A 24,355-nucleotide genomic window follows, 5' to 3' on the forward strand; every position below is an offset into this window, starting at 1 on the left:
AAATCTCACTTTCTATGAAACTTTTATCTAAAAGGATCGTAGAAAACAGTAGGACAACAAGGTTAGAAAGGAGATCATCATTATGGATAAGACCTATTTTGAAGGACATGAAGCCTTGATTGCGGATGTCTACCGTTCATTCACGCGTCAATTTCATGCCCTACCGACACATCGACGAACGAAACGTCAGTTGCGAAATCTTGCATTCTCCGTCATTCGTCAAGCTCGACCGACATATGAGGAACGCACCGTTCTTTATGCATACTTCGCTGAATTCTTCCGAGCAGTTGAGGAAGGACAGGATGAAGAGATTGCTTTTTACAAACAAATTGCACAGTAAAGACCTCCGATGGCTCCGTCAGAAGGGGTCTTTGTTGTTTTTTGAGAATGTCGTCTGGAAATAAAAAAACAAGTAGGGAACGAGGTCCGCTACTTGTTCATCAATGTTTTAAAGGGTTATTTTACTTCCATCCATTTAAAGCTCATATCGGCACCGAATGGATGACGGTACAATTTATCAATGTTTGTCCGTTGTAAGTAAGCTTCCCCTTTTTGGTAGATTGGTGCGATGGCGTAGTCTTCTGTCAACAGCATTTTTTCAGCTTCTTGCATGTCCGACCAACGTTTCGCTTCATCTGCTTGTTGTTTTGCTCCCTTAATGAGATCATCGAACTTTTTGTTCGAGTATTCCATCCGATTGAAGCTTCCATCCGTTAACCACATATCGAGGAACGTCATTGGATCCTGGTAGTCAGGTCCCCAACCAGCCGCAGAGATATCGTAATCTCCCTTCGATTCGAGTTCGAGGAAGTTTTTGAATGGTTGTTGTTTGATTTTGATCGTCAAACCAGGCAGGTGCTTTTCAAGATCTCCTTTTAAGTACTCAGAAACCTTCTTAAAGGCATCTTCATCTCGTGAGAGCATGCTGAGTTCAACTGTTTTCACACCAAGTTCCTTCAAGCCAGCATCCCAAGCTTTTTTCGCGGCGTCAGCATCGTAGCTTTGAAGATCTGGATATTTCGCGCGGAAGTCTTCCCCATCTGGTGTAAACGTGAAGTCTTTCGCGACGATGAAGTTTGCTGGTTTTGATCCATCGTTTAGGATGACATCTGTAATCCCTTGCTTCTCAAAACCAAGCGCGAGCGCTTTTCGGATGTTCTTATTTTTCAAAGCTTTATTCTTTTGGTTAAAGCGAAGGAAGTTGATCCGAGCATCTGGACGTGTCTTGTAATCATCTGATTTTTCATACTGCGAAACGAACTCAGACGTAATCGGTGCGAAGTCGACTTCTTTCGCTTCGAACAGGTTGACGCCAGTTGAGATTTCTTTGACGACCTTGACATCGATTTTATCCATCTTGACATTCGCTTTATCCCAGTAATCTGGATTTTTCTTGTATGTCCAGCCAGCATTTGCTTGCCACTTATCGAGGACGAAAGGTCCGTTGAAGACCATTGTATCAACACTTGTCGCGAACTTATCGCCTTTATCTTCGACGAATGATTGTTTTAATGGTAAGTAAGTTGGGAAACTTGTCAAACCAAGGAAGTAAGGTGCTGGAGCTTCAAGTTGGACTTCAAGTGTCTGCTCGTCGACTTTCTTGACACCGAGCTCATCAAGTTCAGCGTCGCCAGACATGATTTTGTTGGCGTTCTTTAAATCTTGTAAAATGTACGCGTATTCTGCTGCTGTCTTCGGATCAAGTGCGCGTTTCCAAGCATAGATGAAATCATCTGCTGTGACGGCTGATCCATCTGACCACTTCGCATCTTTACGCAGTTTGAATGTGTATGTTTTTTTATCTTCCGACACTTCGACGCTTTCCGCGATTCCAGCTGTTGGTTTGTTATCTCCATCAAGACGATACAGCCCTTCAAAGACGTTGTTCGTGACGATGATGGAAGTCGAGTCCGTCGTTTTCGTCGGATCTAGCTGAGGTACATCCGTCGTCGAAACGAGTGTGACTTCCTTTTTTTTGTTTTTCGAATCTGATCCGCTTGTGTTTTCGTCATTTCCTTGCCCGCATGCAGCGACAGCAAGAAGCGCGATGCTGGATAGTCCAGCAAAAGCGATTTTCGATGGTTTATTCATGGAACGATGACCCCCCCGAGAGTTAGTGTTAAATATTTCAGAAAAATGTGAATATATTGTTAATTTAAGTGAAAATGATTAAAAATGCAACATAAATTTTCAGATAATTCTCACTGATCAAGGTCTATATCCTCAATTCCAAGCGATTTCAAATAGTCATAAAGTAGGAATAAGGTCAGCTTATGCGGGGAATACATTCGTAACGTCAATCGAACGGGATTACCACGTAAACGCATATTCGTAATACGGACACCTTTACGCTCAAGAGCAAGAACGATGTCCGTCGGATCAAGTCCGGAAGGAAGTAAAAGATGCGCAACGAGGACATTTGCTTCGAACCGACTATTGTTGATACGTCCCATCATCCGAGTTAAACCTTCCAGTAAGAGGAAGAGAAAAAGAACGAGAAAAATCGACTCCCAGATGAAACCTGCACCGACAGCGATTCCAATCCCGCTTGCACTCCAAATAATAGCGGCAGTCGTTAATCCGCTGACGATATCATGCGGTCGACGTAAGATGACACCAGCGCCGATAAAACCGATTCCGGTAATGATTTGGGCGACGAGACGCATCGGATCCATCTGAACATTCGTCGCCATGTCATGGTAGAGTAAGACCGATTTGATGGAAACAATGGTTAACAAGCAACTGATCAGGGTAATTACGAGGCTAGTGCGTATACCAACCGGTTTATTTTTGATTTCACGCTCGAATCCGATGAAAATTCCAAGCGTAGCGGCTAACAGGAGTTTTAGAAGGTCTTCGAGCTGAAATACATGAATCCAGTTCATTTGTCTCAAATCCTTTCTTTACTTTAAAAGGTGATTTGTTATAATGACTTTTGTGTCTTTCGAATGAATATACGTAAGATGTAATAGATATACGAAAAAGGAAGTGTCTCATCATGAATCAACAAAAAATCGGATTCTTTGCGCTCGCTGCAATGGTCATCGGTTCCATGGTCGGTGGAGGAGCTTTTAACCTTCCTGGTGCAATGGCCCAAAGTGCAAGTGCAGGACCTATCCTCATCGGGTGGAGTATCACGGGGATTGGCATGATCATGCTCGCGCTAGTATTCCAACATCTCGCCAATAGTAAACCAGAGCTTGAAGGCGGTATCTATGCCTACGCGCGTGAAGGGTTCGGACGTTTCGTCGGTTTTAACAGCGCTTGGGGATACTGGGTATCGGCGTGGATCGGAACAGTTGCGAATATCACGCTCGTGTTCAATGCGATTAGTTATTTCTTCCCGATTTTCGCAGCGGAAAATCGAATATTCCTTCTTTTGATGAGTATAGTCGTCATCTGGGGATTGTTCTGGCTCGTCTCGAGCGGAATCAAGGAAGCGACGCTGGTCAATTTGATTACGACGATCGCAAAGCTCGTTCCAATCTTGATTTTCATTCTTCTAGTAGGAATTGCTTTTAATATCAAAACGTTTAATTTGGATATCTGGGAAGAGGGAACAGAACTCGGTTCGATTTTTGATCAAGTAAAAGGAACGATGCTCGTCACACTATGGGCTTTCGTCGGTATCGAAGGTGCTGTCGTCTTATCAAGCCGTGCCAAAAACCGAAGTGATGTCGGGAAGGCGACAGTAACAGGACTTGTTGGCGTGTTAGTCATCTATATCTTGATTTCCGTTTTATCACTCGGAGTGCTCAGTCAAGAACAACTAGCTGGATTAAAAGAACCGACGATGGCGTATGTATTAGAGGCAGCGATCGGACCGGTCGGTGCGACGATCATCATGATTGGTTTGATTATCTCACTATCCGGCGCACTTCTCGGATGGACGATTCTCGCATCGGAGATTTCGTATCTCGTTGCAAAAGACGGCGCATTTCCGAAAGCATTCGCAAAAACGAACCGGAAAGGTGCTCCAGTCGGTGCGCTGTTGATTACACAAATCGCGACACAGGTCGTCGCTGGAATCGCGCTCTTCTCAGCACAAACCTATCTTGTCCTGTCGAGTATCGCTGGGATTTGTGCGTTATTACCGTATTTGTTATCAGCGTTGTATAGCATTCGGACATCGCGAGAAGAGCGCAATCAGAAAATGTTACTTTTCTCTGTCATCGCATCAGCGTATTCGATTTGGCTCGTCTATGCGTCGGGTATCTGGTACATCGTCATCGCGGCATTAGTCTATGCGCCAGGTATTCTCGCGTACGCTTTAGCAGAGCGAGAACAGCAACGGACGGGCATGTCACGTTATGAGTGGATTGCCAGTATGGTTCTTGTTGTCTTGGCAGGAGTAGCTGTTTACGGAATGGTCGTAGGAGAGATTCAATTGTAAGAAACGCTATGCAAAAGAAGTCACGGTGATTTTCATCCACCGTGACTTCTTTTTTTGATTAAGGTGTTAAGAATCTTTTTTCGACATCCTGTACAGATAGAGGTTCAGAGAAAATGAACCCTTGCATATGTTGACACGATGTCGTTTTTAGATAATCTAGCGCGTGTTCTGTCTCAACACCTTCAGCGACAAGATTCAACTCTAGATTGCGACCGAGTTGAATGATGGAATCGAGCAAGGCGTGGTCATTTGTCGCCAGACCATCAATGAATACTTTATCGATTTTTAATTCGTCGATTGGAAAAGCACTGAGATACTGCAAAGAAGAATAACCGGTACCGAAATCATCGATCGATAAACGGAAGCCGAGCGACTTGATGAGGTGCATGCGTTCGACCGTCCGTTGCGTCTGGAGAATCGCGATGTTTTCCGTCATCTCCAAAGTAATCGAAGATGGAGATACCAGTCGTTCTGTTACGATGTGTTGTAATGTACGAATGAAGGAGTCGCTTTGGAACTGATGTGGTGAGATATTGATTGCCATCGTCAGTTCAGGATCAATCGTCTGTTGCCATTTTGCGAGCTGTTCACATGCTTCGATGATGACCCAGTTGTTGATTGGTGTGATCAGTGAAGCTTCTTCAGCGAGTGGAATGAATTCATCTGGTGGAATGCTCCCGAGTGCCGTGTGATTCCAGCGTAATAACGCTTCGAAGCCTTTGACGGCTTGTGTCTGAAGTTCAATGATTGGTTGATAAGCAAGATAAAGGGATTGATCTTCGAGTGCTGTGAAAAGGGAGCGCTCGAGTTGGATTTTCCGTGTGAACTGTGTATCCATCTCGTGTGTTAAATACTGGATCGTTCCAGTACCAATCGATTTTCCTGCGTATAGAGCTGTTTCCGACCGGCGATATAAATCTTCCAATGTTTTGGCTTCGGACGGATAGACCGTGATCCCGAACGTACAAGAAACGATCAATGAATGACCGTTGATATAATAAGGGCGCTGCAGTGCTTGTTGTAATTTTCGAGCATATTGGAAAAGCAGATTGCTCGGCGGTGCAGGTAACAAGACACCGAATAGATCACTCGTCGGATGAAAAGCGAGTATGCCTGTCGTGTGTTGCAAAAGGCGTGTTGCCATCGCTTGAAGTAGTTGATCACCGACGTGTGTTCCAAACGAATCATTGATTACTTTAAAACGGTCGATATCGAACAAGATTAGCGCGATCGGATCATGCGACGCGGCAGAACGGAATAATGCCTCGCCTTCGCGTAAAAATCCTCGTTTATTTAATAAGTGCGTCATCTCATGATGATGCACTAAAAAATCGAGTTCTTCTTCAAGCACCGCTGTTTCCGTGATGTCGTTGCCGATGAACAGGTGCTGAAAACGAACACCGTTTGCATCATAGATCGGAATGAGCGTCGCTTGGAGATGTTTTCGTTCGCCCGTTTGCGAAGTAAGGCTAAGGCGACCAGACCATGCTTTTCGTTCACGAAGTTGATCGCGAATCCCCGAAACGACGGGACTGGATGGATCTAGGATGAGTGACCAAGGCTGGTTGAGAAGCATCTCAGAGCAATATCCTGTCACATCGATGAGTTGATCATTCACGTACTTGATCGTTCCTCGTGCGTCGAAGACGGCGACAGAAGCAATCTGATCGAATGCATGACGCAAATCCATCAATCCTTGGAAGAGTGGTTTCATATTCGTTTGTTGCTCAGCTGAAGGGATACAGCAAGCAAAAGCGGCAATGACAGTTCCTGTATCATCAAGTAAAGGAGACAAAAGGAGAGTTGACGTTACAGAAGTGCCCGTCTTATGCAACAAGGAGGCATTCGGTAATTGGACGGATTGACGGCGCTCCAAGAAGGCATGCCAAATCTGCTGGCTGAATGCCATGTCTTCCCGTTCAAGAAGTGGAACAGTCTGACCCACGACTTCTTGTTGTGTCCAGCCCCATTGCTGTGCGGCTAGCTCATTCCAAGAGCGGATGGTCAAGTCAGTATTCAATATGAAAGCGGGTAAAGGGAATTCTTGAATGACGACTTCATAGGAATCAATGGTCGAACGGTCCATTACGTGCGCACGCTCCTTTATATTGAAAAGAGATGACGGTTCACTTCTCTTGTCTTTTCCCAATATATTCAATTCTTACGCATTAGAATCCTTTCGCTCGGATACTTTTTAGATGAAGATTCTGTGAAAGAATCTGCTATAATAACATTGAAAACGTTTTCTAAAGAGTTATGAGGGGGAATTTCGATGAATCAAACAGAGAAAATCATTCAACAGACAGAACAGTTCGGAGCACATAACTACCATCCACTCCCAATCGTCATCTCAGAGGCTGAGGGTGTCTTCGTTACGGATCCTGAAGGACGTCGCTATATGGATATGCTGAGTGCCTATTCAGCCGTTAATCAAGGACATCGTCATCCAAAGATCATCGACGCCTTAAAACGTCAGGCAGACAAGATTACATTGACGTCACGTGCTTTCCACAATGATCAACTTGGCTTTTTCTATGAAAAAGTAGCACAATTGACGGGTAAAGATATGGTGTTACCAATGAATACAGGTGCGGAAGCTGTCGAGACAGCAGTAAAAGCAGCACGACGCTGGGCATATGAAGTCAAACAAATTCCAGGTGATGCTGAAATCATCGTTTGTGAAGGAAACTTCCATGGTCGGACGATGACAGCCGTCTCGATGTCGACGGAAGCAGAATACCAACGGGGATTTGGACCGCTTCTTCCTGGAATCAAGACGATTCCATATGGCGATCTTGAGGCATTAAAACAGGCGATCACTGAAAATACAGCGGCATTCATCTTGGAACCGATTCAAGGCGAAGCGGGCATCTTAATTCCTTATGATGGTTTCTTAAAAGACGCACAAGAAGTTTGTCGTGCGCAGAATGTGTTGCTCGTATCGGATGAGATTCAGTCTGGACTCGGTCGTTCCGGTAAATGGTTTGCTTCTGATTGGGACGAGGTAACACCAGACATGTACATTCTTGGTAAAGCACTGGGTGGTGGTGTATTCCCAATCTCGTGTGTTGCCGCGAATAAAGATGTCCTTTCTGTCTTTAATCCAGGTTCACACGGCTCGACATTTGGTGGTAATCCACTTGCGTGTGCCGTCTCGATTGCTTCACTTGAAGTATTAGAAGACGAAAAGTTACCGGAACGTTCACTCGAACTCGGTACGTACTTCATGGAGAAACTAAAACAAATCAACAACCCGATGATCAAAGAAGTACGTGGTCGTGGATTATTCATTGGTGTTGAGTTGACAGAAGCAGCGCGACCATATTGTGAAGCGTTGAAAGAAAAAGGCTTGCTCTGTAAAGAAACACATGAGACAGTCATTCGATTTGCACCACCGCTCGTCATTACAAAAGAAGAGTTGGATTGGGCGTTCGAACGGATTGAACAAGTATTAGGCGTTTCCGTCGCCCAATAAAAAGAATAGCTTTAGATTAAACAACAGCGGACAAGATGTTCACTGTTGTTTTTGTTTAGGAAAGTGTCGATTTTGATTAAAGAAAAGTTTGAAAATCAGTGACAAGGGAACAGACAACTATCGCAAAAAAAACTTTTAAATGGGGGTAATGATTATGTCAAACAACAGTGGTCTCAATAAAAAAGCAGATGGTCTCGTCGATAAAGTAGCAGGTAAAGCGAAAGAAGCGCTCGGGAAAGCAACAGGCGATAAATCAACAGAACGTGAAGGTAAAAAAGATCAAGTAAAAGGCGAGGCGAAGAAAACAGTCGGTAACGTCCAACAAAATTTCGAAGATACAAATCGCCGCTAAGACCGTTGAAATTAAATAGAAAAACCGGACTGAGTAATCGCTCTAGTCCGGTTTTTAGTGTCTGCTATAATGAAATTTTATATCAACTAAAAAGATGAGAAATAATTTGTATAAAGGTCTAGTCATTTAGTTGTTTATGTGGAATAATAAACAACGTAAAAGCGTTTACATTGTTCTGTCATTATCGTTTTATTCAGGAAAGGGTGAAAGGTATGTTGCAGTTTCTACAACGAATTGGTAAAGCCTTGATGTTACCAATCGCAGTACTACCGGCTGCGGGAATCGTGCTCCGGTTAGGTTCGGCGGATATGCTTGATATTCCGTTGATGGTAGCAGCAGGAGGGGCTATTTTTGATAACCTGCCATTGATTTTTGCCATTGGTGTCGCGATTGGTCTATCGATCGATGCGAGTGGAGCAGCGGGTCTTGCTGGGGCCATCGGGTATCTTGTCTTAAAAAATGGCGTCGACTCGATGAACAAGGATTATTCCAGCGCACAGATTCAGGCGAAGTATGATGCGATCGCGGCGATCGTCAATGATTCCTCGACTAAGGTCGACGGAGCGACACTTGGTTCGATCGCGAATCAGGCGACACTCGGTTCGACCGTTAATATGGCGGTATTCGGTGGAATCATCGCGGGTATCGTCGCAGGACTTCTATACAATCGGTTCTATAACATTAAGTTACCGGATTGGTTGGCATTCTTCGGTGGCCGTCGTTTCGTTCCAATCATTACATCAGCGGTCATGCTCGTACTTGCTTTCGTCTTTGGTTATGTCTGGCCGTTCATCGAGCAAGGCATCAATGGTGCTGGTGAATGGATGGTTGGTCTCGGTGCAGGAGGCGCTGCTCTGTTTGGATTCTTTAACCGCCTCTTGATTCCTGTCGGCTTACACCACGTCTTAAATAATATTTTCTGGTTCGTCTTCGGTTCATATGAAAAAGCAGATGGTACGGTCGCGAACGGTGACATCGCGCGCTTCTTCGCTGGAGATCCGACAGCTGGGATTTATCAAGCAGGCTTCTTCCCAATCATGATGTTCGCCTTACCGGCTGCAGCTTTTGCGATCGTCATGGCTGCGCGTAAGGAAAATCGAAAAGCAGTTGCTGGAGCGATGATTGGTCTTGGATTGACGTCCTTCTTGACAGGTATCACGGAACCAATCGAGTTCTCGTTTATGTTCTTATCACCTGTTTTATATGTCATTCATGCGGTTTTAACAGGTCTATCGATGGCCATCGTTAACTTACTCGGTATTTTACATGGCTTCTCCTTCTCGGCTGGTTTTATTGATTATGCCTTGAACTTCGGGATTGCCACAAAACCATTACTTCTCATCCCGGTTGGTCTCGCGTTCGCGGTCGTCTACTACTTCCTGTTCTACTTCATGATCACAAAATTTGATCTGAAGACACCAGGTCGCGAAGATGAATCGCTCGTCACAGACACGGGAGTCGTTTTGACAGATTCAGACGATAAATATGAGCAACAAGCAGCTCAAATTTTTGCTGGATTGAAAGGAACAGAAAATGTCACGTCGATTGACAATTGTGCGACACGTTTACGTCTTCAAGTCAAAGATCCAAACATCATTGACGAAGCAGCGATTAAAGCGGCTGGAGCAAAAGGTGTCATGAAGATGGGGGCGACTAGCGTGCAAATCATCATCGGCACGGACGTCGAGTTCGTTGCGGATGCGATGAAACGACAGAAGTACAGCAAAACGACCTTTCCTGAGCTCAGGAAAGGTCGTTTTGCTGTACGTTCGCAACAGGCGCTGTTTTGCTTGAGCGATAGATTGGATAAAAGATTCCGATCAAGATAATGACGATCCCAATCCATTGAGAACTCACCAGATGTTCATCCAAAATTAAAACGGAACAGATGACAGCTGTCGGTAGTTCAGCCGCTCCAAGCAGAGAGACACTTGCTGGAGAAAGATGAGGCGCACCCGCAGCAAATAAGAGTGGTGGCAAAATCAACGCGAATAGACCGAGCGGAATCGCGTATAACAGAAGTCCATTTTCGAAGTTCGCAGACGACAAGAACGTTGTCGGTGGATACATGATCATGACAAAAGCAAGACCACCTGTCATCATATAGAAGCTTTTCTTGATGACAGGTAGATGATTGGCAACGCGTCCACTAGCGAGTAGGAAAATCGAGAAACTAACAGCAGCTCCAAGACCGAATAATGTTCCACGCAGGTCGAGTGGGCTCGAGTAAGCCGCACTCGCAAGAATGGCTCCGCCAATCAGTAGAATCGCGGACAGGAAATGCGCGCGAGTAGGTAAGCGTCTGAATGCGAGAGCATCAATGATGACACCAATCCAAGTGAATTGGAATAAGAGAATGATCGCAACGGATGCCGATACGGTCTGAAGACTTTGGTAATAGAGGTAACCGGTTGTACCGCTTGAAATACCAATCAGCATGAGAAGACCAGCTGTTTTGAGATCGAGACGAAGGTTTTTCGTAAATAAGGCAAGTCCGAAAATCATGAGCCAGCCGAAGAAAAATTGACTACCTGAAACGGCTGCTGAGTTGAATCCAGCGGCATAAGCGAGTTTGACGATCGTTGAGAGGACACCATAACTGATAGCGCCGATGAGAACGAATAAAGTGGCTTTTGAGCGATGCATGAATAATTTCCCTCCATTTTTAGTAAAAACCACACAAAAAAGGTTGCAACGGGGCCTTGTCCAGGTTTTTTGGACAGGGTTTGGTTGCAACCTGTGTGATTTATTGAGTTGATGTGTCGAGCAAACGATACAGCCGGGTTTTCGTTTGATTATACTGAACGGTCAGTGCATTCCACTTCTTTAATGACGCGGTAGCTTTCCGTGTTAAACGATTTAAATCCGCTGTTGACTCATCAATCTTAACGAAATCCGGTTTTTTCGTCAAGCGTGAAAGCACTTTCTTTTCGGCGTCCATCGCTTGTCGATACGTTTTCGAGAACGTTTGAAACGTCTGCTGGCGTTCCTTGATGATTGCTACTAAGGCAGTTCCTTCTGTTTTTGCTTTACCATCAAGTTGGTTGACAGCATCCTGCAATTCTTCAAGATCAAGTGCAGCGTATGTTTCTTTACGTAACGTTTCTTCTTGTTTCAATAAAGCAAGCCGTTCGTCATTTAAGGCTTCTAATTCCTCTCGTTCATTTTGAGAGCGTTTGATTTCTTCAGCACCTGCATCAAGAACGGCTTGGTACGTATTAACTGAAATTTCGTCCTTACGAGCACGTTGATCAGCTAGCGTGAATGCTTTCTCTTCATCTTTGACTTGTTGCTCTAGCTGTTCATGAAGAGAGGCTGGTGAATCGTTGGAACAGGCAGCGAGTCCGAAGCTCGACAGGAACAGTATTGCTACGAATGTTTTTTCCATCTGGATAGTAACTCCTTATAAATTCGAGTGTTGCGCGAAGTTGTACGGAATATGGAAATCTTCATCATAAATCGCGAATTGATAGCCTTTTTTCTGAAGTCCGGCAACAATGGCTGGAAGTGCCTTGATGGCTTGTGGTTGTTCATGTAAGAGTATGATTTCAAACGGACGCTCTGCTCGCCGAATAACCGTATTCGCTACTTCTTTTGCACTATCTTTGTAATACCAGTCCATTGAATCGATTGACCAGTCCCACACACGGAAGTCTGCTGAATGAATGGCAGATGCCATTTTTTTCGTGATGCCGGGATCAGAGCCATAAGGTGGTCGTGTCAAATGTGGTGTTAGCTTCGTCAACTCATGGATTTTCTTCTGAACACTTTGCATCTCTGAGACATACTTTCCTTTTTCGTATAATGTATCGTAATCGTGTGTTTCCCCGTGTAATCCGATATAGTGTCCAGCTTTAGCAGTAGCTTTGACTTCTTGCGGAAAAGCATCTACTTGTGATCCGAGATAAAAGAAAGTGGCACGAGTCTGAAGTTGATCCAATGTTCGAAGTAAGTCCGGTGTTAATACGGATGGACCATCCTCGAATGTTAAATAAGCGACTTTTTTCGTCACACCATTCCATTTTTCCACGCGTGCTTTTTCCATATTGACGACAGGTACTTCAGTAATGGATTTACCTGTCGTAATGGATTGCTGTTCAGGAGTAAATACGTATCGATAAGCGACATATCCCCCAACTCCGAGAAAAACAAGTGTGAGAAGTAAGAAAAATCGAGGGAAAAACTTTCTTTTTTTTGTACGCGGTCGTGGACCGAGTTCACTAGCGTGGCTTGAGGTAAATGGATCCATCGTTGTCTGTCGCTCCTTTTGTCAAAAAATATCATATACAGATAATGTAACATTCTGACTGTTTCTTTTGTAACAAACAGATGACAAAAAGATGACGGAAAATCGATTTTTCTAAAAAATATCGATTTATTTAGAAAGAGTTTAAAAGAAATAAAAAAACAACCACTAAGTAAGTGATTGTTTCATGTGTTATTAGTGTTCTGTTACAGCACACTCATCGCATTCCGTTTGATAGGATTCACATTGTTCATCCATCTCTTTTCCGCAATGGGCACACGTCTTGACGGGAAGCTCACGATAGAATGCAGCAGATGCTTCTTGATAAAGGGGTTGTTCCATGTGTTTTTCCTCCTTCAAAGTAAACGCAATGATTTTTTTTCTTGATTTTATTGTATTAGTACAGAAGTTTAATGTCAACTATTGTTTTATAACAGTTAATTCATTTGAAGTACTGATAGAGGACAATGAAAAAGAGACATGCTACGATATCTAAATAATCTGATAATGATAAGGGGGATTTACACATGACACAGGCAACACTTGATACAATCCGTGTCTTAACAGAAAGACGTTCCGTTCGTCATTACGACGAAACGTTCAAGCTTTCAAAACAGGAAGTAGAAGAACTATTAGAATGGACGACAGCCGCGCCGAGTGCTTGGAATTTGCAACACTGGCATTTCACGGTCTTTCATTCGGAAGAAGCGAAGCAGCAGCTTGCACCGATCGCATACAATCAGCCGGCTATCACTTCGGCTTCAGCAGTCATTGCGATCTTAGGTGATGTTCAAGCTAATCGAAACTACAATTCGGTGTACGGTCCAGCAGTAGAAGCAGGTGGCATGACAGAGGATCTGTTTGATTCGATCAAGGCACAGGTAGAAGGCGCTTATCAAAGTGAGGCGTATGGTCGCGACGCGGCTATGTCGAATGCGAGCCTTGCTGCGATGCAATTGATGCTTGCGGCAGAAGCGCGTGGATTATCAACACTCGCAATGGGGGGATTTGATCATCAACGTTTTGCAGAAACGTTCATCACCGAGTCACGGTATGTACCGGTCATGTTAATTGCTGTCGGAAAAGCGGTTGAAGATGCGAAAAAACGTCCGGCACTACGTTTACCGATTGATCGAGTATCAACCTTCCTGTAAGTCATTCAAAATGGGGGAAGCGGGGTTGATTCCCCCATTTAAATTTTTTTATTTTTTTCGGAAAAAGACTTGTCAACCTTTTAGTTTCTTGATATATTAATACATGTCCTAGCAAGTACATAACGTACTGCAAACATGATTCTGTAGCTCAGCTGGGAGAGCGCTACCTTGACAGGGTAGAGGTCGCTGGTTCGAGCCCAGTCAGAATCATACCGAAAGCCCGCTTCTCCTTTAAAGGAAAAGCGGGCTTTTTTTTATTATTTCTTTATCTCATCCTCTGTGACCCATTTATGATTTTTCACCATCTCTCCACTGTCCGTTGGTTCATAGTTCACCATATAAACAGTCGTTTCTTTTACTTCGTCAATCGTCGCTTTAGCTCCATCCATACCCTTCATATGATCCGCTTTGACAGTCGTTTCATCACCAACTTGTAGTGGCTTAGTTGGAACGGGATCGAGTTCTTCCTGAATGACCCATTTATGATTTTTCACCATTTTTCCACCATTGGTCGGTTTGTAACTAATCGCATAGACGACGGTATCATAAGCTCCCGCAATCGTTGCTTTAGCTCCGTTCATTCCATCCATATGATTCGTCGTCAACGTGACGTTGCTTCCTTTCGGATAAGTCGGATCACTGGCTTCCTTTAGACCAGACGGTATCTTTCCATCACTCGAATGCATCATATCTCCATGAGACATGTCGTGTGAGTCGCTATTGCTTCCTTCGTCATTTGAAGCGGATCCGCATGCACCGAGCCAAAGCGTAGAACTAAGAGCCAGTGCGGTTAACGTCAATGATTTTTTCATAATAAAACCCTCCTGAATTCACTAGTCTTTTTTATTATACCCAGCGTATGTGCAAATCGTGTGCAGATGAGGTGACAGTTTCGTTTGTCAGCGTCGATCGTGTTTTTTTCGCTATACTAATAGTGAAGAGAAAGGGAGGAAATGTCATGCGTCGTATTTCATACTCGGTCGGAGGAATCGTGCTTGCGGCATTTTTAATTTGTGGCAGTGTGTTGTTTGGGACGTTGTATTATCAGTTGTCTCAAACACGAACGCAGGAAGTAGTGGACGGTTTACTGAACCGAGGAAATACCCATCGTGATGTCCTTGTCGATTCCTATGACCAAACGACGATGCGCCATGTCAGCATGATGGAAGCAGATTCATCGTTTACTGTGGTGATCACTGATGCAGATGGAAAACGACTCGAAGCGTCACGACCTTTGTCGAATGAGATGAAAAGTGTGCTAGAGCATACGGATTTCGATTACCGTCAACAAGGAAAAATCGTGACGATGCGTGACTTTTTAATGACGGACAGTCCCATTACCATCGACGGGAAACATCGGGGTCATGTCTTCATGTTCGCTTCTAAAGCAATCGTGGATCACGTACTTGATCCGTTGAAACAGCAGTTTTTCCAAGTGGGTCTGCTCGCACTTTTATTAGCAGGTGCGGCAAGCATTTGGACGACCCGGCTCATCTCTCGTCCGCTGGTTCAAATGGAAAAAGCGACGGCACGTCTATTAGATGGGGAAGATGGAGCGTTGCCGATTGATCGACAAGACGAACTGGGACAATTGGCGCGTTCGATTCAGCAATTAAAACAAGATCTCGATTTTTTGAATCGGGAACGATCCGAATTTTTAGCAAGCGTATCTCATGAACTACGAACACCATTGACATATATAAAGGGATACGCGGACATTCTCGAACGTCAAACGTTGACGCCGGATGAGCAACAACGCTACATTACGATCATTCGAGAAGAAAGTCAGCAAATGAATGAATGGATTGAGCAATTATTTTGGTTAGCACGCATTGATGCCAATGCTTTTATGATGGAACGAAAACCTGTCGATGTCGAAGACTTGATTCATCAAGTGATACGATTGATGCGCCTGGACATCGAACAAGAAAATGTTTCGTTCGAGATAGAAGGTGAGCGAATAGAAGTGATGGGTGACGCTCAGCAGCTCCGTCAGATGATCGTGAATATCATTGAAAATGCACGGCGACATACGACGTCGGGAAAAATCACCGTTCGTTATGGTGTCAACGCAGTAGGAGTTTTCATTCAAATCGAAGATACAGGAGAAGGGATCGCTGCAGAATCTTTACCTCATGTAACGAAACGGCTCTACCGAACGGAAGCATCTCGTTCTCGAAAACATGGAGGAACTGGAATCGGACTCTCCATCGTTGAAGCAATTGCTCAGACACATGGAGCAGAATTGAACATCAAGAGTCAACTTGGACATGGAACACAAGTGACACTGCAGTGGAAGGAGAAATAAAATGCCGCATGTATTGATCGTAGATGATGAACCAAGAATGCTTGAACTGCTCAAACTGTATATTCAGCCGTATGGGTACACGTGTCAGCTTGTGGATTCTGCGCAACAAGCTCTTGATCTCTGCCGTCAGCGCGTATTCGACCTGATTTTACTAGATGTCATGATGCCGGATATGGATGGCTGGACATGTTGTCGTCTCATTCGAGAACACTCTAACATCCCGATCTTAATGGTTACGGCGCGGAATCAACGGGAAGACATCATTCGGACACGAGAAGTAGGAGCGAATGATTACATATCAAAACCGATTCAAGAAGGGGAACTGATCGGACGAATGGAAGTTTTATTACAGCAACAGTACGATAGTCTATCCTATGACCGGGAAAGCTATCGTTGTAGTTACCTCCAACAAAAGATTTCGTTAACGAAGACGGAGTTTGAGTTGTTAGGTGTATTTTTAGATTCTCCACGACGTGTTTGGACGCGCGATCAACTAACGACGATGTTATGGGGAGCGGAAGCGGCTGTAGACGAGCGGACGATCGACTCGCATATCAGACATTTAAGAGAAAAACTACGTGTTTGCGGTTTTCCGATTGAACAGCATCTGGAAACAGTTCGCGGAATCGGATACCGCTGGACACACCAATAAAGGGGAAATTCAAAACATGACGACACTCTATTTCGTACGGCACGCACATTCGACATACTCAACAGATGAGAGAGCACGTCCACTTTCCGATACAGGACAGGCAGATGCGATACGTTTACTTGAAACCTTTCAAGAAATTCCAATCGACAGATTCTACAGCAGCCCGTATCGACGGGCAATCGAGACGATTGCACCGCTCGCGGAGGCACGTCAACAACCAATCATTGAGGTAGAGGAACTACGAGAGCGATTGTTGGCACCGGGAGAGCTTGACGATTTTCAAGGAGCGGTCACATATGTATGGCAACATCCGAATGAAAATCCGTATGGAGGCGAAACGAACAACGAAGCGTCGCAACGCATTCGACCATTCATCGACGAACTAGTGGAGAAGCATCCTGACGAAACAGTCGTTCTTGGAACACATGGAAATATCATGGTGCTACTCTTAGAAACATTTGATCCGACATTCGATTACGCATTTTGGAAGTCCTTATCGATGCCAGCCGTATGTCGAATGGATGTGAAATCAGGAGAAAAGGCGGACATTCACGTCGTACCACTTTTGACGAATACAAATTAAAAAAGAGACGGAACTGATGCGTGAATCAGTTTCCGTCTCTTTTTTAATTGGAGAAATCTTAAGGTGTAGGAACAGCACCTTCATGTTTTCGGATCAAGTCAGCCGTCAGTTGACCGGACAATGTGACCATCGGTACACCGCCGCCTGGGTGTGTCGAACCACCGACGAAATAAAGTCCTTCGTACAAGTCACTCTTCGATGGAATCTTGAATCCACCATTTTTCTTCCGATCGGCTGCGACACCATAAATCGATCCACCGTTTGGACCGTATAATTCCTTCAAATCTTCTGGGGTAAAGCGATATTCAAACTCGATCGATTCTCGAAGTCCATGAAGTCCCATCCGCTCCAGTTTATCGAGAACGACTTCACGGTACGCATCCCAGTTGACCTCACCTTTTTGAAGTGTTAGCGGTGGAACGTGTGTCAAGACGAATAAGTTATCCTTCCCTTCAGGAGCTTGGGAGGCATCGGATTTTGACGAGACTCCGACGTAAATCGTCGGATCCTCAGGAGGGGTACCTTCTTTGAACATTTGGGCGAATTCACGCTCTGGATTTTCCGAGAAAAAGAAATTATGATGCGCTAGCCCGCGATACTCACGATTTACACCGAGCAGTAGGACAAGACCTGAAACGGAAGGGGCAAACGACGCTTGTAATTTTTTTGCCTGTTTCCGGGCTTTTTTCTCCGGTACGATCCGTTCGTAAGTCGGGATGACCTCAAGGTTTGAAACGACGATGTCGGCTGCATGAAACGTTCCGTTTGATAAGACGCCCACCGCTTTTTTATTTTCAAGGACGATTTGTTCAACGGGTGAGTTGAGATGAACCGTGACACGGAGCTCATCAAGCAACCGTTTCATGGCACGCGCGATTTGGTACATACCACCTTTGACATAATAGATGCCGAGTCCCATTTGAACGTAAATCATCTGATTGAAGACAGCAGGTGCCTGATACGGGTTGGAACCAACATACATGACCATATAGTTGAACAGCTGTTCGAGATACGGATCATTGAGATGTTTCTTTGTTCCGGTCGCGACCGTATTCATCGGGTCCATCTTTAATAAATCAGACATCGTATGGTATTTTTTTAAGTCCTTTAAATCTTCGAGACTGTATTTATAAAAACTGTCGAGGCACAAGTCGTACATTTGTTTGGAATACCGGAACAATTCAACGAAATCAGCCCGTGACGAGACGTGTTCGACTTCTTCAAGCATTCCAGGTAAGTCACCTTTGACATCGATTTTTGTTCCATCCTCAAAGAATGTACGCCATTGTGGTTCAATGCGCTCAATTTCTAAGTAATCATCCAAGTTACGATGAACGCTTGAGAAGAGTTGTTCGAGTACCCAAGGCATCGTTAAGATGGAAGGACCGGTATCGAAAGTAAATCCCTTTCCACTACGTTGATTCAGTTTCCCTCCGACGTTTGCATTCTTTTCAAGCATTGTGACTGCATAACCATCTCCAGCTAAACGAATGGCGGCAGACATACCAGCTAGACCTGCTCCAATGACAATTGCGCGTTTCTTCAAATGAATCACTTCTCCTTTAGTAGATGAATGGAATCAATCGTTTGCGTTTTGCAGCCCATACTGTATAGGCAGGTCCAAAACCTTTCGTTAACATCGCTTCCTCGATTCGAATCCGGTAGAGCAAGAAAATGAACATCAGAAGTCCAGAGAGAATGAAAAGTCCGAACTGACCGGTGAACAGGGGGAAGCTCATCGTAATCAACAACAATCCACTATATAACGGGTGACGTAAAAAGCGATAGGGACCGCTACTGACGAGCTGATCACCCGACGCCACGACGACATGACGAGTGAACTGTTGCTTTAAGTGGAGAATTCCCCATAGACGTAAGGAAACACCACACCATAATAAAATGCATGAAAAGATGCGCATGATAGAAGAAACGGTTTCATTCGCAAAGAGGAAAGCGCAGACGATCGTTCCGCTTAGGACAAGGAAAATCAAATAAAAACTCACTTGTTCTGCTGCCCCTGACTTAGACTCGGAGCGATTCCGAAAACGAACCATCTCACCAATCCAGCAGATGCTACCAATACTGAAAATCCATTCCCAAAGTGACACGTACGCTACTCCTTTCTACATCAGAATCATGTTTCGAAAACGCATACATCGTTATTTACCCATTGTAATTCGTCCTTAAGCTACATTTAGAAAACTTCAGAATTACTTCATTTTCATGACAAGCATTCCGAAAGAACCCTGTTTGAAAAAAAGAATGGTATTCTAATCTAAAATATGGATGCAGATTAGAACATGTATTAAAGGAGATATACGATTCATGAAATACATCACGACACTCATCACGACGTTGACATTAACAGCGGCCTGTACATCAGTGTATATACCAACAGTCGAAGCATCGACTTCTACTTATCGGCAAGCAAAGACATCTCTTCATTTGCGTAAAGGAGCATCGATTGATCAACCGAGTCTTGCGGTTATTCCGACGGGGATCTATGTGACGGAACTGTCGAAAGTCGGTACATGGTCAAAAGTACAATATGGTACGAAGATTGGTTATGCGAGTACGAAGTATCTACTGACGGATGAACAAATCGGTGGGAAACGGATCGGTAAGACCCTCATCGCGAATAAGAACTTAGCGCTCCGCGCGACGTACGCTCCTGGTGAGAATCAACAAGCAAGAGCAGCGTTTGAGAAAATGCGTATAGCGGCTAAAAAAGAGGGAATTACGCTCGTTGCGTTTAGTACATATCGCTCCTATGCCTATCAAAAAACGTTATTTGATAAATATGTTGCGCGTGATGGATATGAGAAGGCGAGTACGTATAGTGCAGAACCTGGGAAAAGTGAACACCAAACAGGTCTTGCGTTTGATATCGGAGGCGCTGATTCAACAAAATACGCCACGTTTAGCTTTTCCAAAACAAAAGAGGCAAAATGGTTGTTTGCGAATGCTCACCGCTACGGTTTCCATCTCCGCTATCCATCTGGTAAAGAATCTTGGACGGGGTATACGTATGAGAGCTGGAACTATCGGTATGTCGGAGCAACGCTTGCCGCTCGTCTAAAAGTCAGTGGATTAACAATGGAGGAGTATTTCCACCTCGCACCATGGAAACCAGTAAAGGTTTCGACTCCTTAAAAACATGGTAAATAGAGGATGTTGGCTTAGTCGGTTATTCGTCTCAGGTGAAAGAGGTGGAACGAATAGCAAAAAAAGATGCGAAACATCACATTATGACGTTTACGTTCAAAGAAGAAGCGACATCCTATCAAGTGTTCAGTGAATTGAAGAAATATCATGCGCGAGGTCAAGTCGATTTCGAACAGATTGCCGTCATCAAGCGAAATGAGAATGGTGCTTTTTCGTTTGAAGATGCTGTAGACCTAAGTGGATCGAATCGCGCCGTCAAAGGGTCGTTAATTGGAATGGCGGTAGGTATTCTAGGAGGCTCATTCGGCATCTTACTTGGTTCGATGACGGGTATGCTGATTGGTGGATCGAAAGACATGAAGGAAAATCAAGAAATTCAAGAAACATTCAAACGAACACTCGGTGTCATTCCGCCTGGACAAACAGGAATCATTGCGATCGGTGAAGAGTTTGAACCATCCGTCCTCGACGGATTAGTGGCGCAACATGATGGTACGTTGGAACGAACGGATGAACAGTTAGAGTCGTAAGGTCTTATAGAATGAAAGGAGCCTATCACTTGGATCGCGATAGGCTCCTTTTCATGTGCATTTACTTAGTCGTACGTTCTTTTTTTGCTTTTTTGAAGAAGAACAATTCATAGACGACAGGAACGATGATAAGTGTTAACAACGTAGAGGTCGTTAATCCACCGATGACCGTCAAGGCAAGACCTTTTGAGATCAATGTTCCTGAAGAAGTGGTTAATGCGAGTGGTACCAATGCCATGATTGTTGCAAATGCGGTCATCAGGATTGGGCGTAATCGCGTTTTACCAGCTTCAATCAATGATTCGCGAATCGGCATACCACGTCCGACGTTTTGACCGATGCGGTCTACGAGAACGATTGCGTTCGTGGTGACGATTCCGATCAACATCAAGAAGCCGATCATGACACTGACAGACAATGGTTCATTCGCAAGGAAGAGCGTGACGAGTGAACCGATCGGAACAAAGATCAGAGAGGACAAGATGATGAATGGAATCCGAGCTTTTCCGAACGTAATCAACATTGTCAGGTAAACAAGTCCGATTGCAACGACGATCGCAATTCCGAGTGATTGGAAGATTTCAACCGTATCGTCATTTCCGCCACCACTTGTCAGTGAGACACCGTCTGGTAAATCGATTTTTTCGACGTCAGCTTTTACGGCATTTGATACGTTTTGAACGTCGTCTCCTTTGACTTGTCCAGATACGCGAGCATATACTTTTCCGTCGAGTTTCTGAATCGATGTGAAGGTCTCGACTTCATTGACGTTCGCGACATCTTTCAAAGCGACAGGACCGTTTGCTGAGAAGAGTTGGACGTCTTCGAGATCTTCTTTCGAGACGAGTCCTTCTTCATAAGATAATTGTACGTCTTGATCCTTATTGTCGAGATTGAGCGTTCCGACCGTGACTGGCTTCGTTTGATCGTTAACGGTACCGAGAATCTGGAAACCAGATAGTCCGCGATCACTTGCTTTCTCAGGATCGATTTCTACGAGATACTGCTTTTGTTTTTCGCTGAAGTTGTTCGTGATATATTTCAAATCATTATTTTGCGACATGTTATCCTCGACGAGTTTTGCCGCTTCTTGAAGGGCTTCGAGGTCGTTCGAGAACAAGTCGACATCGACGTTGTTATTCGATGGAGGACCACCTGTCGATAGTTCAGCCACACTGATTTTGACATCGACGTTTTCGTCTTGAGCGATGTCTTCCATCTGTGTCTCAAGTGATTTGATCGTTTTCTCGACGTTTACGCCGTCTTTTAGATTCAAGAAGTAACTTGCTTTATTATCGAGACGTAAGCCTGTCGTAAAGTCACGCGCTCCGACAGAAGTCGTCACGTCAGCAATGGCTTGTTCTTTGTCGAACATTTTTTCCATCTCAAATGAGACGTCACTTGTTTTTTCAAGTGATGTAGCAGCAGGAAGTTCAAGCGATGCCGTCAAGGTCTTCGATGCTTCGTTCGGAATGAACGTAAAGCCGAGACGCGGTACGATCGCCAGGGAACCACCGAGAAGGACGAACGATACGACCAAGATGATCGCCTTGTGCGAGAGTGATTTTTCAATCAGCTTGCCGTACCACCGTTGAAGAACTCCTTCTTTTTCTTCCGCTGGTACCTTTTTGAATGCAAACTTCGCGAGAATCGGTACGATCGTGATTGCCACAAGTAGTGAAGCAAGTAATGAGAAAATAATCGTCAAAGCGAACGGTAAGAAGAACTTACCAGTAATACCACCGACAAATCCAATCGGCAGGAAGACGACCACGGTCGTCAGCGTCGATGACGTGATTGCTTTTAGAATCTCTTTTGTCGATTGTTCGATGATCTCATCCGTCATACCGGATTCGGATTTTCGGACGCGCCGGAAGATGTTTTCGATGACAACGATACTATCATCGACGACACGACCGACTGCAACAGCCATCCCACCAAGTGTCATGATGTTCAGGGAGATATCTTGCCAGTTCAAGAAGATAGCAGCGATGAGTAATGATAATGGAATCGAGACGATGGCGATGATCGTCGCGCGGAGGTTCCGTAAGAACAAGAGTACAGCGAGTGATGCGAAGAGTGCACCAAGTAATCCTTCTTTGACGAGTGTCGCAACGGACTCCTCGATATCCTTCGCTGAATCGATCCCAATCGTATAGTCGACTTGATCGTCATATTTATTGAGGATCTTTGTGACTTCATCTGCGATTTCGACTGTATTGGCATCTTGTTTTTTCGTGATTGCCATCGATAAGGAATCTTTTAAATCGTAACGCGTTTTTTCACTTTGTTGCGAGACTGCTTCGATTTTTGCGATATCCTCTAGGCGAATCGGTTCTGCAGGTTCAGGCGCCTGATCTGCAGCTGTTCCACCTGTTGTACTTGGTGGTCCTTGCGTTGCACCTTGTGGTGGACCGCCAGCAGATGAACCACCTGTTTGACCGTTATTTGATGAACTAGCCGCACCTGCAGCAGGTGTCAATTGTAGATTTTTTAGTTTATCTAGATTTTCTAGTTTTTCCTCAACGCGAATCGGAATTTTCGAATCGTTTTCTGATAGCTGACCAGATGGGAACGAGACATACTTTCCATTGATTTGTTCCTTGATGCTTGAGAGCGAGAGACCCGCTTCCGTCGCTTTCTCCTTATCGACAGTGATTTGAACGAGATCATCCTTATAGCCACCAACCGACACGCTGTTGATGCCTGGAATCTTATTAAGTTCAGGTTCGATATCTTCCTTTAGAATTTTTTCGATGTCTTTGCCATCTTTGCTAAAGAAGGAGATATTATAGATCGGGAACGATCCAAAGGACAGACGATTTAATTTCGTCGTTGCTTCCTCCGGTATATTCGCATCTTGGATGGCAGCATCGATTTGTTGTTCGACCTTATCCATATCGGTATCGAACGGGAATTCGATGTTTAAGATACCGATACTTTCATAAGAAGAACTTGTTAGCTTGGTAGCCCCTTCAATTCCTTTAAGGGAAGTTTCAAGCTTTGAGACGACTTGTTTATCGACATCGTCAGGTGATGCACCAGGGTAAACCGCTTCGATTGAAATCTGAGGAAACTCGATTTCCGGGAACTGATCAACTTTTAATTGTGAGAAGGAATACACGCCTCCTAAAATCAATAGGATTGCAATGATGAAGACAGCAACCGAGTTCTTCAAACTAAATCGGGTTAAAAAGTTCATATGAACGCTCCTTTCTTTTATATGTGCTTATTTACATAGTAGAAGACACTCATAGAACCCGCAACTTTAAAACTGTTTTTATTTGAAAAGATCTTTTTGAAAAAAGATAAATTTTTTTGTTAAAAAGGCTTTACACTTTTCGATATGCTGCTATAATAAAAACATACCCAGTAACAACACAGCATGATTCTGTAGCTCAGCTGGGAGAGCGCTACCTTGACAGGGTAGAGGTCGCTGGTTCGAGCCCAGTCAGAATCATACCGAAATCGTTCCTTTTCGAAGGAGCGATTTTTTT

General features: G+C 44.4%; 21 protein-coding genes, 2 tRNA genes and 1 pseudogene. 13 read left to right on the plus strand and 11 right to left on the minus strand.

Going from position 1 to position 24,355, the window contains the following annotated elements; genetic code table 11:
* Positions 1–82 precede the first annotated feature (82 nt).
* A complete protein-coding gene (locus B4C70_RS13475; protein ID WP_023467133.1) occupies positions 83–340 on the plus strand; it encodes a hypothetical protein in 258 nt (85 codons plus the stop codon).
* 116 nt (positions 341–456) lie between these two features.
* On the opposite strand, the gene B4C70_RS13480 is transcribed toward B4C70_RS13475, so the two are convergent.
* Both B4C70_RS13480 and B4C70_RS13485 read right to left on the minus strand, forming a co-directional pair.
* Positions 457–2,091: a peptide ABC transporter substrate-binding protein gene (locus B4C70_RS13480; protein ID WP_290780275.1), complete on the minus strand. Its 1,635-nt coding sequence runs from the start codon at positions 2,089–2,091 to the stop codon at positions 457–459.
* Between the two features lie 110 nt (positions 2,092–2,201).
* On the minus strand, positions 2,202–2,885 hold the full coding sequence (locus tag B4C70_RS13485) for an MgtC/SapB family protein (protein WP_149426816.1): 684 nt from the start codon (positions 2,883–2,885) through the stop codon (positions 2,202–2,204).
* 110 nt (positions 2,886–2,995) lie between these two features.
* On the opposite strand from B4C70_RS13485, the gene B4C70_RS13490 reads away from it, so the two are divergent.
* Positions 2,996–4,393 (plus strand): basic amino acid/polyamine antiporter, encoded by a 1,398-nt coding sequence (locus B4C70_RS13490; RefSeq protein WP_290780435.1) that lies wholly within the window; start codon positions 2,996–2,998, stop codon positions 4,391–4,393.
* Positions 4,394–4,451: 58 nt separating this feature from the next.
* Here B4C70_RS13490 and B4C70_RS13495 read toward each other — a convergent pair whose 3' ends face one another.
* Positions 4,452–6,479, minus strand: a complete 2,028-nt coding sequence (locus B4C70_RS13495) for a sensor domain-containing protein (RefSeq protein WP_290780278.1) — start codon at positions 6,477–6,479, stop codon at positions 4,452–4,454.
* Between the two features lie 186 nt (positions 6,480–6,665).
* On the opposite strand from B4C70_RS13495, the gene B4C70_RS13500 reads away from it, so the two are divergent.
* The 3 genes and pseudogenes from B4C70_RS13500 to nagE form a co-directional block, all read left to right on the plus strand.
* The gene (locus B4C70_RS13500; protein ID WP_029340787.1) at positions 6,666–7,868 is read left to right on the plus strand and encodes an ornithine--oxo-acid transaminase; all 1,203 of its coding nucleotides are present in this window, start codon (positions 6,666–6,668) and stop codon (positions 7,866–7,868) included.
* A gap of 154 nt (positions 7,869–8,022) precedes the next feature.
* Positions 8,023–8,220, plus strand: coding sequence for a CsbD family protein (locus B4C70_RS13505; RefSeq protein WP_149426819.1), 198 nt, complete (start codon positions 8,023–8,025; stop codon positions 8,218–8,220).
* Between the two features lie 212 nt (positions 8,221–8,432).
* Positions 8,433–9,932: pseudogene (gene nagE, locus B4C70_RS13510) on the plus strand (N-acetylglucosamine-specific PTS transporter subunit IIBC); the annotation flags it as partial.
* Between the two features lie 31 nt (positions 9,933–9,963).
* Here nagE and B4C70_RS13515 read toward each other — a convergent pair.
* From B4C70_RS13515 to yhfH, 4 genes are all read right to left on the minus strand, one after another.
* Complete coding sequence (locus tag B4C70_RS13515) at positions 9,964–10,866, minus strand: EamA family transporter (RefSeq protein ID WP_290780286.1); 903 nt, start codon at positions 10,864–10,866, stop codon at positions 9,964–9,966.
* 100 nt (positions 10,867–10,966) lie between these two features.
* Positions 10,967–11,608 (minus strand): YkyA family protein, encoded by a 642-nt coding sequence (locus tag B4C70_RS13520; protein ID WP_290780289.1) that lies wholly within the window; start codon positions 11,606–11,608, stop codon positions 10,967–10,969.
* 15 nt (positions 11,609–11,623) lie between these two features.
* Positions 11,624–12,469, minus strand: coding sequence for a polysaccharide deacetylase family protein (locus B4C70_RS13525; RefSeq protein ID WP_290780292.1), 846 nt, complete (start codon positions 12,467–12,469; stop codon positions 11,624–11,626).
* Between the two features lie 192 nt (positions 12,470–12,661).
* Positions 12,662–12,808 carry a protein YhfH gene (gene yhfH, locus B4C70_RS13530; RefSeq protein WP_064505459.1) on the minus strand — a complete coding sequence of 49 codons (147 nt, stop codon included), beginning with the start codon at positions 12,806–12,808 and terminating at the stop codon, positions 12,662–12,664.
* Between the two features lie 185 nt (positions 12,809–12,993).
* Between yhfH and B4C70_RS13535 the strand changes: the two genes are divergently transcribed.
* Both B4C70_RS13535 and B4C70_RS13540 read left to right on the plus strand, forming a co-directional pair.
* A complete protein-coding gene (locus tag B4C70_RS13535) occupies positions 12,994–13,620 on the plus strand; it encodes a nitroreductase family protein (protein WP_290780295.1) in 627 nt (208 codons plus the stop codon).
* A 137-nt stretch (positions 13,621–13,757) separates the two neighbouring features.
* Positions 13,758–13,830: transfer RNA gene (locus B4C70_RS13540), tRNA-Val, on the plus strand.
* A gap of 47 nt (positions 13,831–13,877) precedes the next feature.
* On the opposite strand, the gene B4C70_RS13545 is transcribed toward B4C70_RS13540, so the two are convergent.
* Positions 13,878–14,432, minus strand: coding sequence for a YdhK family protein (locus B4C70_RS13545; protein ID WP_290780298.1), 555 nt, complete (start codon positions 14,430–14,432; stop codon positions 13,878–13,880).
* Positions 14,433–14,578: 146 nt separating this feature from the next.
* Here B4C70_RS13545 and B4C70_RS13550 point away from each other — a divergent pair, with 146 nt between their 5' ends.
* From B4C70_RS13550 to B4C70_RS13560, 3 genes are read left to right on the plus strand one after another with little or no spacing between them, the layout of a single operon-like run.
* Positions 14,579–15,928, plus strand: a complete 1,350-nt coding sequence (locus B4C70_RS13550) for a HAMP domain-containing sensor histidine kinase (RefSeq protein WP_290780301.1) — start codon at positions 14,579–14,581, stop codon at positions 15,926–15,928.
* A gap of 1 nt (position 15,929) precedes the next feature.
* A complete protein-coding gene (locus tag B4C70_RS13555; RefSeq protein WP_290780304.1) occupies positions 15,930–16,580 on the plus strand; it encodes a response regulator transcription factor in 651 nt (216 codons plus the stop codon).
* A gap of 16 nt (positions 16,581–16,596) precedes the next feature.
* Entirely contained in the window at positions 16,597–17,163 is a 567-nt protein-coding gene (locus B4C70_RS13560) for a histidine phosphatase family protein (RefSeq protein ID WP_290780307.1), read from the plus strand.
* A gap of 58 nt (positions 17,164–17,221) precedes the next feature.
* On the opposite strand, the gene B4C70_RS13565 is transcribed toward B4C70_RS13560, so the two are convergent.
* Positions 17,222–18,709, minus strand: coding sequence for a phytoene desaturase family protein (locus tag B4C70_RS13565; protein ID WP_290780309.1), 1,488 nt, complete (start codon positions 18,707–18,709; stop codon positions 17,222–17,224).
* Between the two features lie 16 nt (positions 18,710–18,725).
* Positions 18,726–19,271 (minus strand): methyltransferase family protein, encoded by a 546-nt coding sequence (locus B4C70_RS13570; protein ID WP_290780312.1) that lies wholly within the window; start codon positions 19,269–19,271, stop codon positions 18,726–18,728.
* A 217-nt stretch (positions 19,272–19,488) separates the two neighbouring features.
* Between B4C70_RS13570 and B4C70_RS13575 the strand changes: the two genes are divergently transcribed.
* Positions 19,489–20,316: a M15 family metallopeptidase gene (locus B4C70_RS13575; protein WP_290780315.1), complete on the plus strand. Its 828-nt coding sequence runs from the start codon at positions 19,489–19,491 to the stop codon at positions 20,314–20,316.
* Between the two features lie 56 nt (positions 20,317–20,372).
* Positions 20,373–20,858: a hypothetical protein gene (locus B4C70_RS13580; protein WP_290780318.1), complete on the plus strand. Its 486-nt coding sequence runs from the start codon at positions 20,373–20,375 to the stop codon at positions 20,856–20,858.
* Positions 20,859–20,919: 61 nt separating this feature from the next.
* Here the strand turns inward: B4C70_RS13580 and B4C70_RS13585 are convergent, their stop codons facing one another.
* Positions 20,920–24,060 carry an efflux RND transporter permease subunit gene (locus B4C70_RS13585; protein WP_290780321.1) on the minus strand — a complete coding sequence of 1,047 codons (3,141 nt, stop codon included), beginning with the start codon at positions 24,058–24,060 and terminating at the stop codon, positions 20,920–20,922.
* Positions 24,061–24,245: 185 nt separating this feature from the next.
* Here B4C70_RS13585 and B4C70_RS13590 point away from each other — a divergent pair.
* Positions 24,246–24,318 (plus strand) — tRNA-Val (locus B4C70_RS13590).
* Positions 24,319–24,355 lie beyond the last annotated feature (37 nt).

The organism is Exiguobacterium sp. UBA5002, from assembly GCF_002396765.1.
Taxonomy (GTDB): domain Bacteria; phylum Bacillota; class Bacilli; order Exiguobacteriales; family Exiguobacteriaceae; genus Exiguobacterium_A.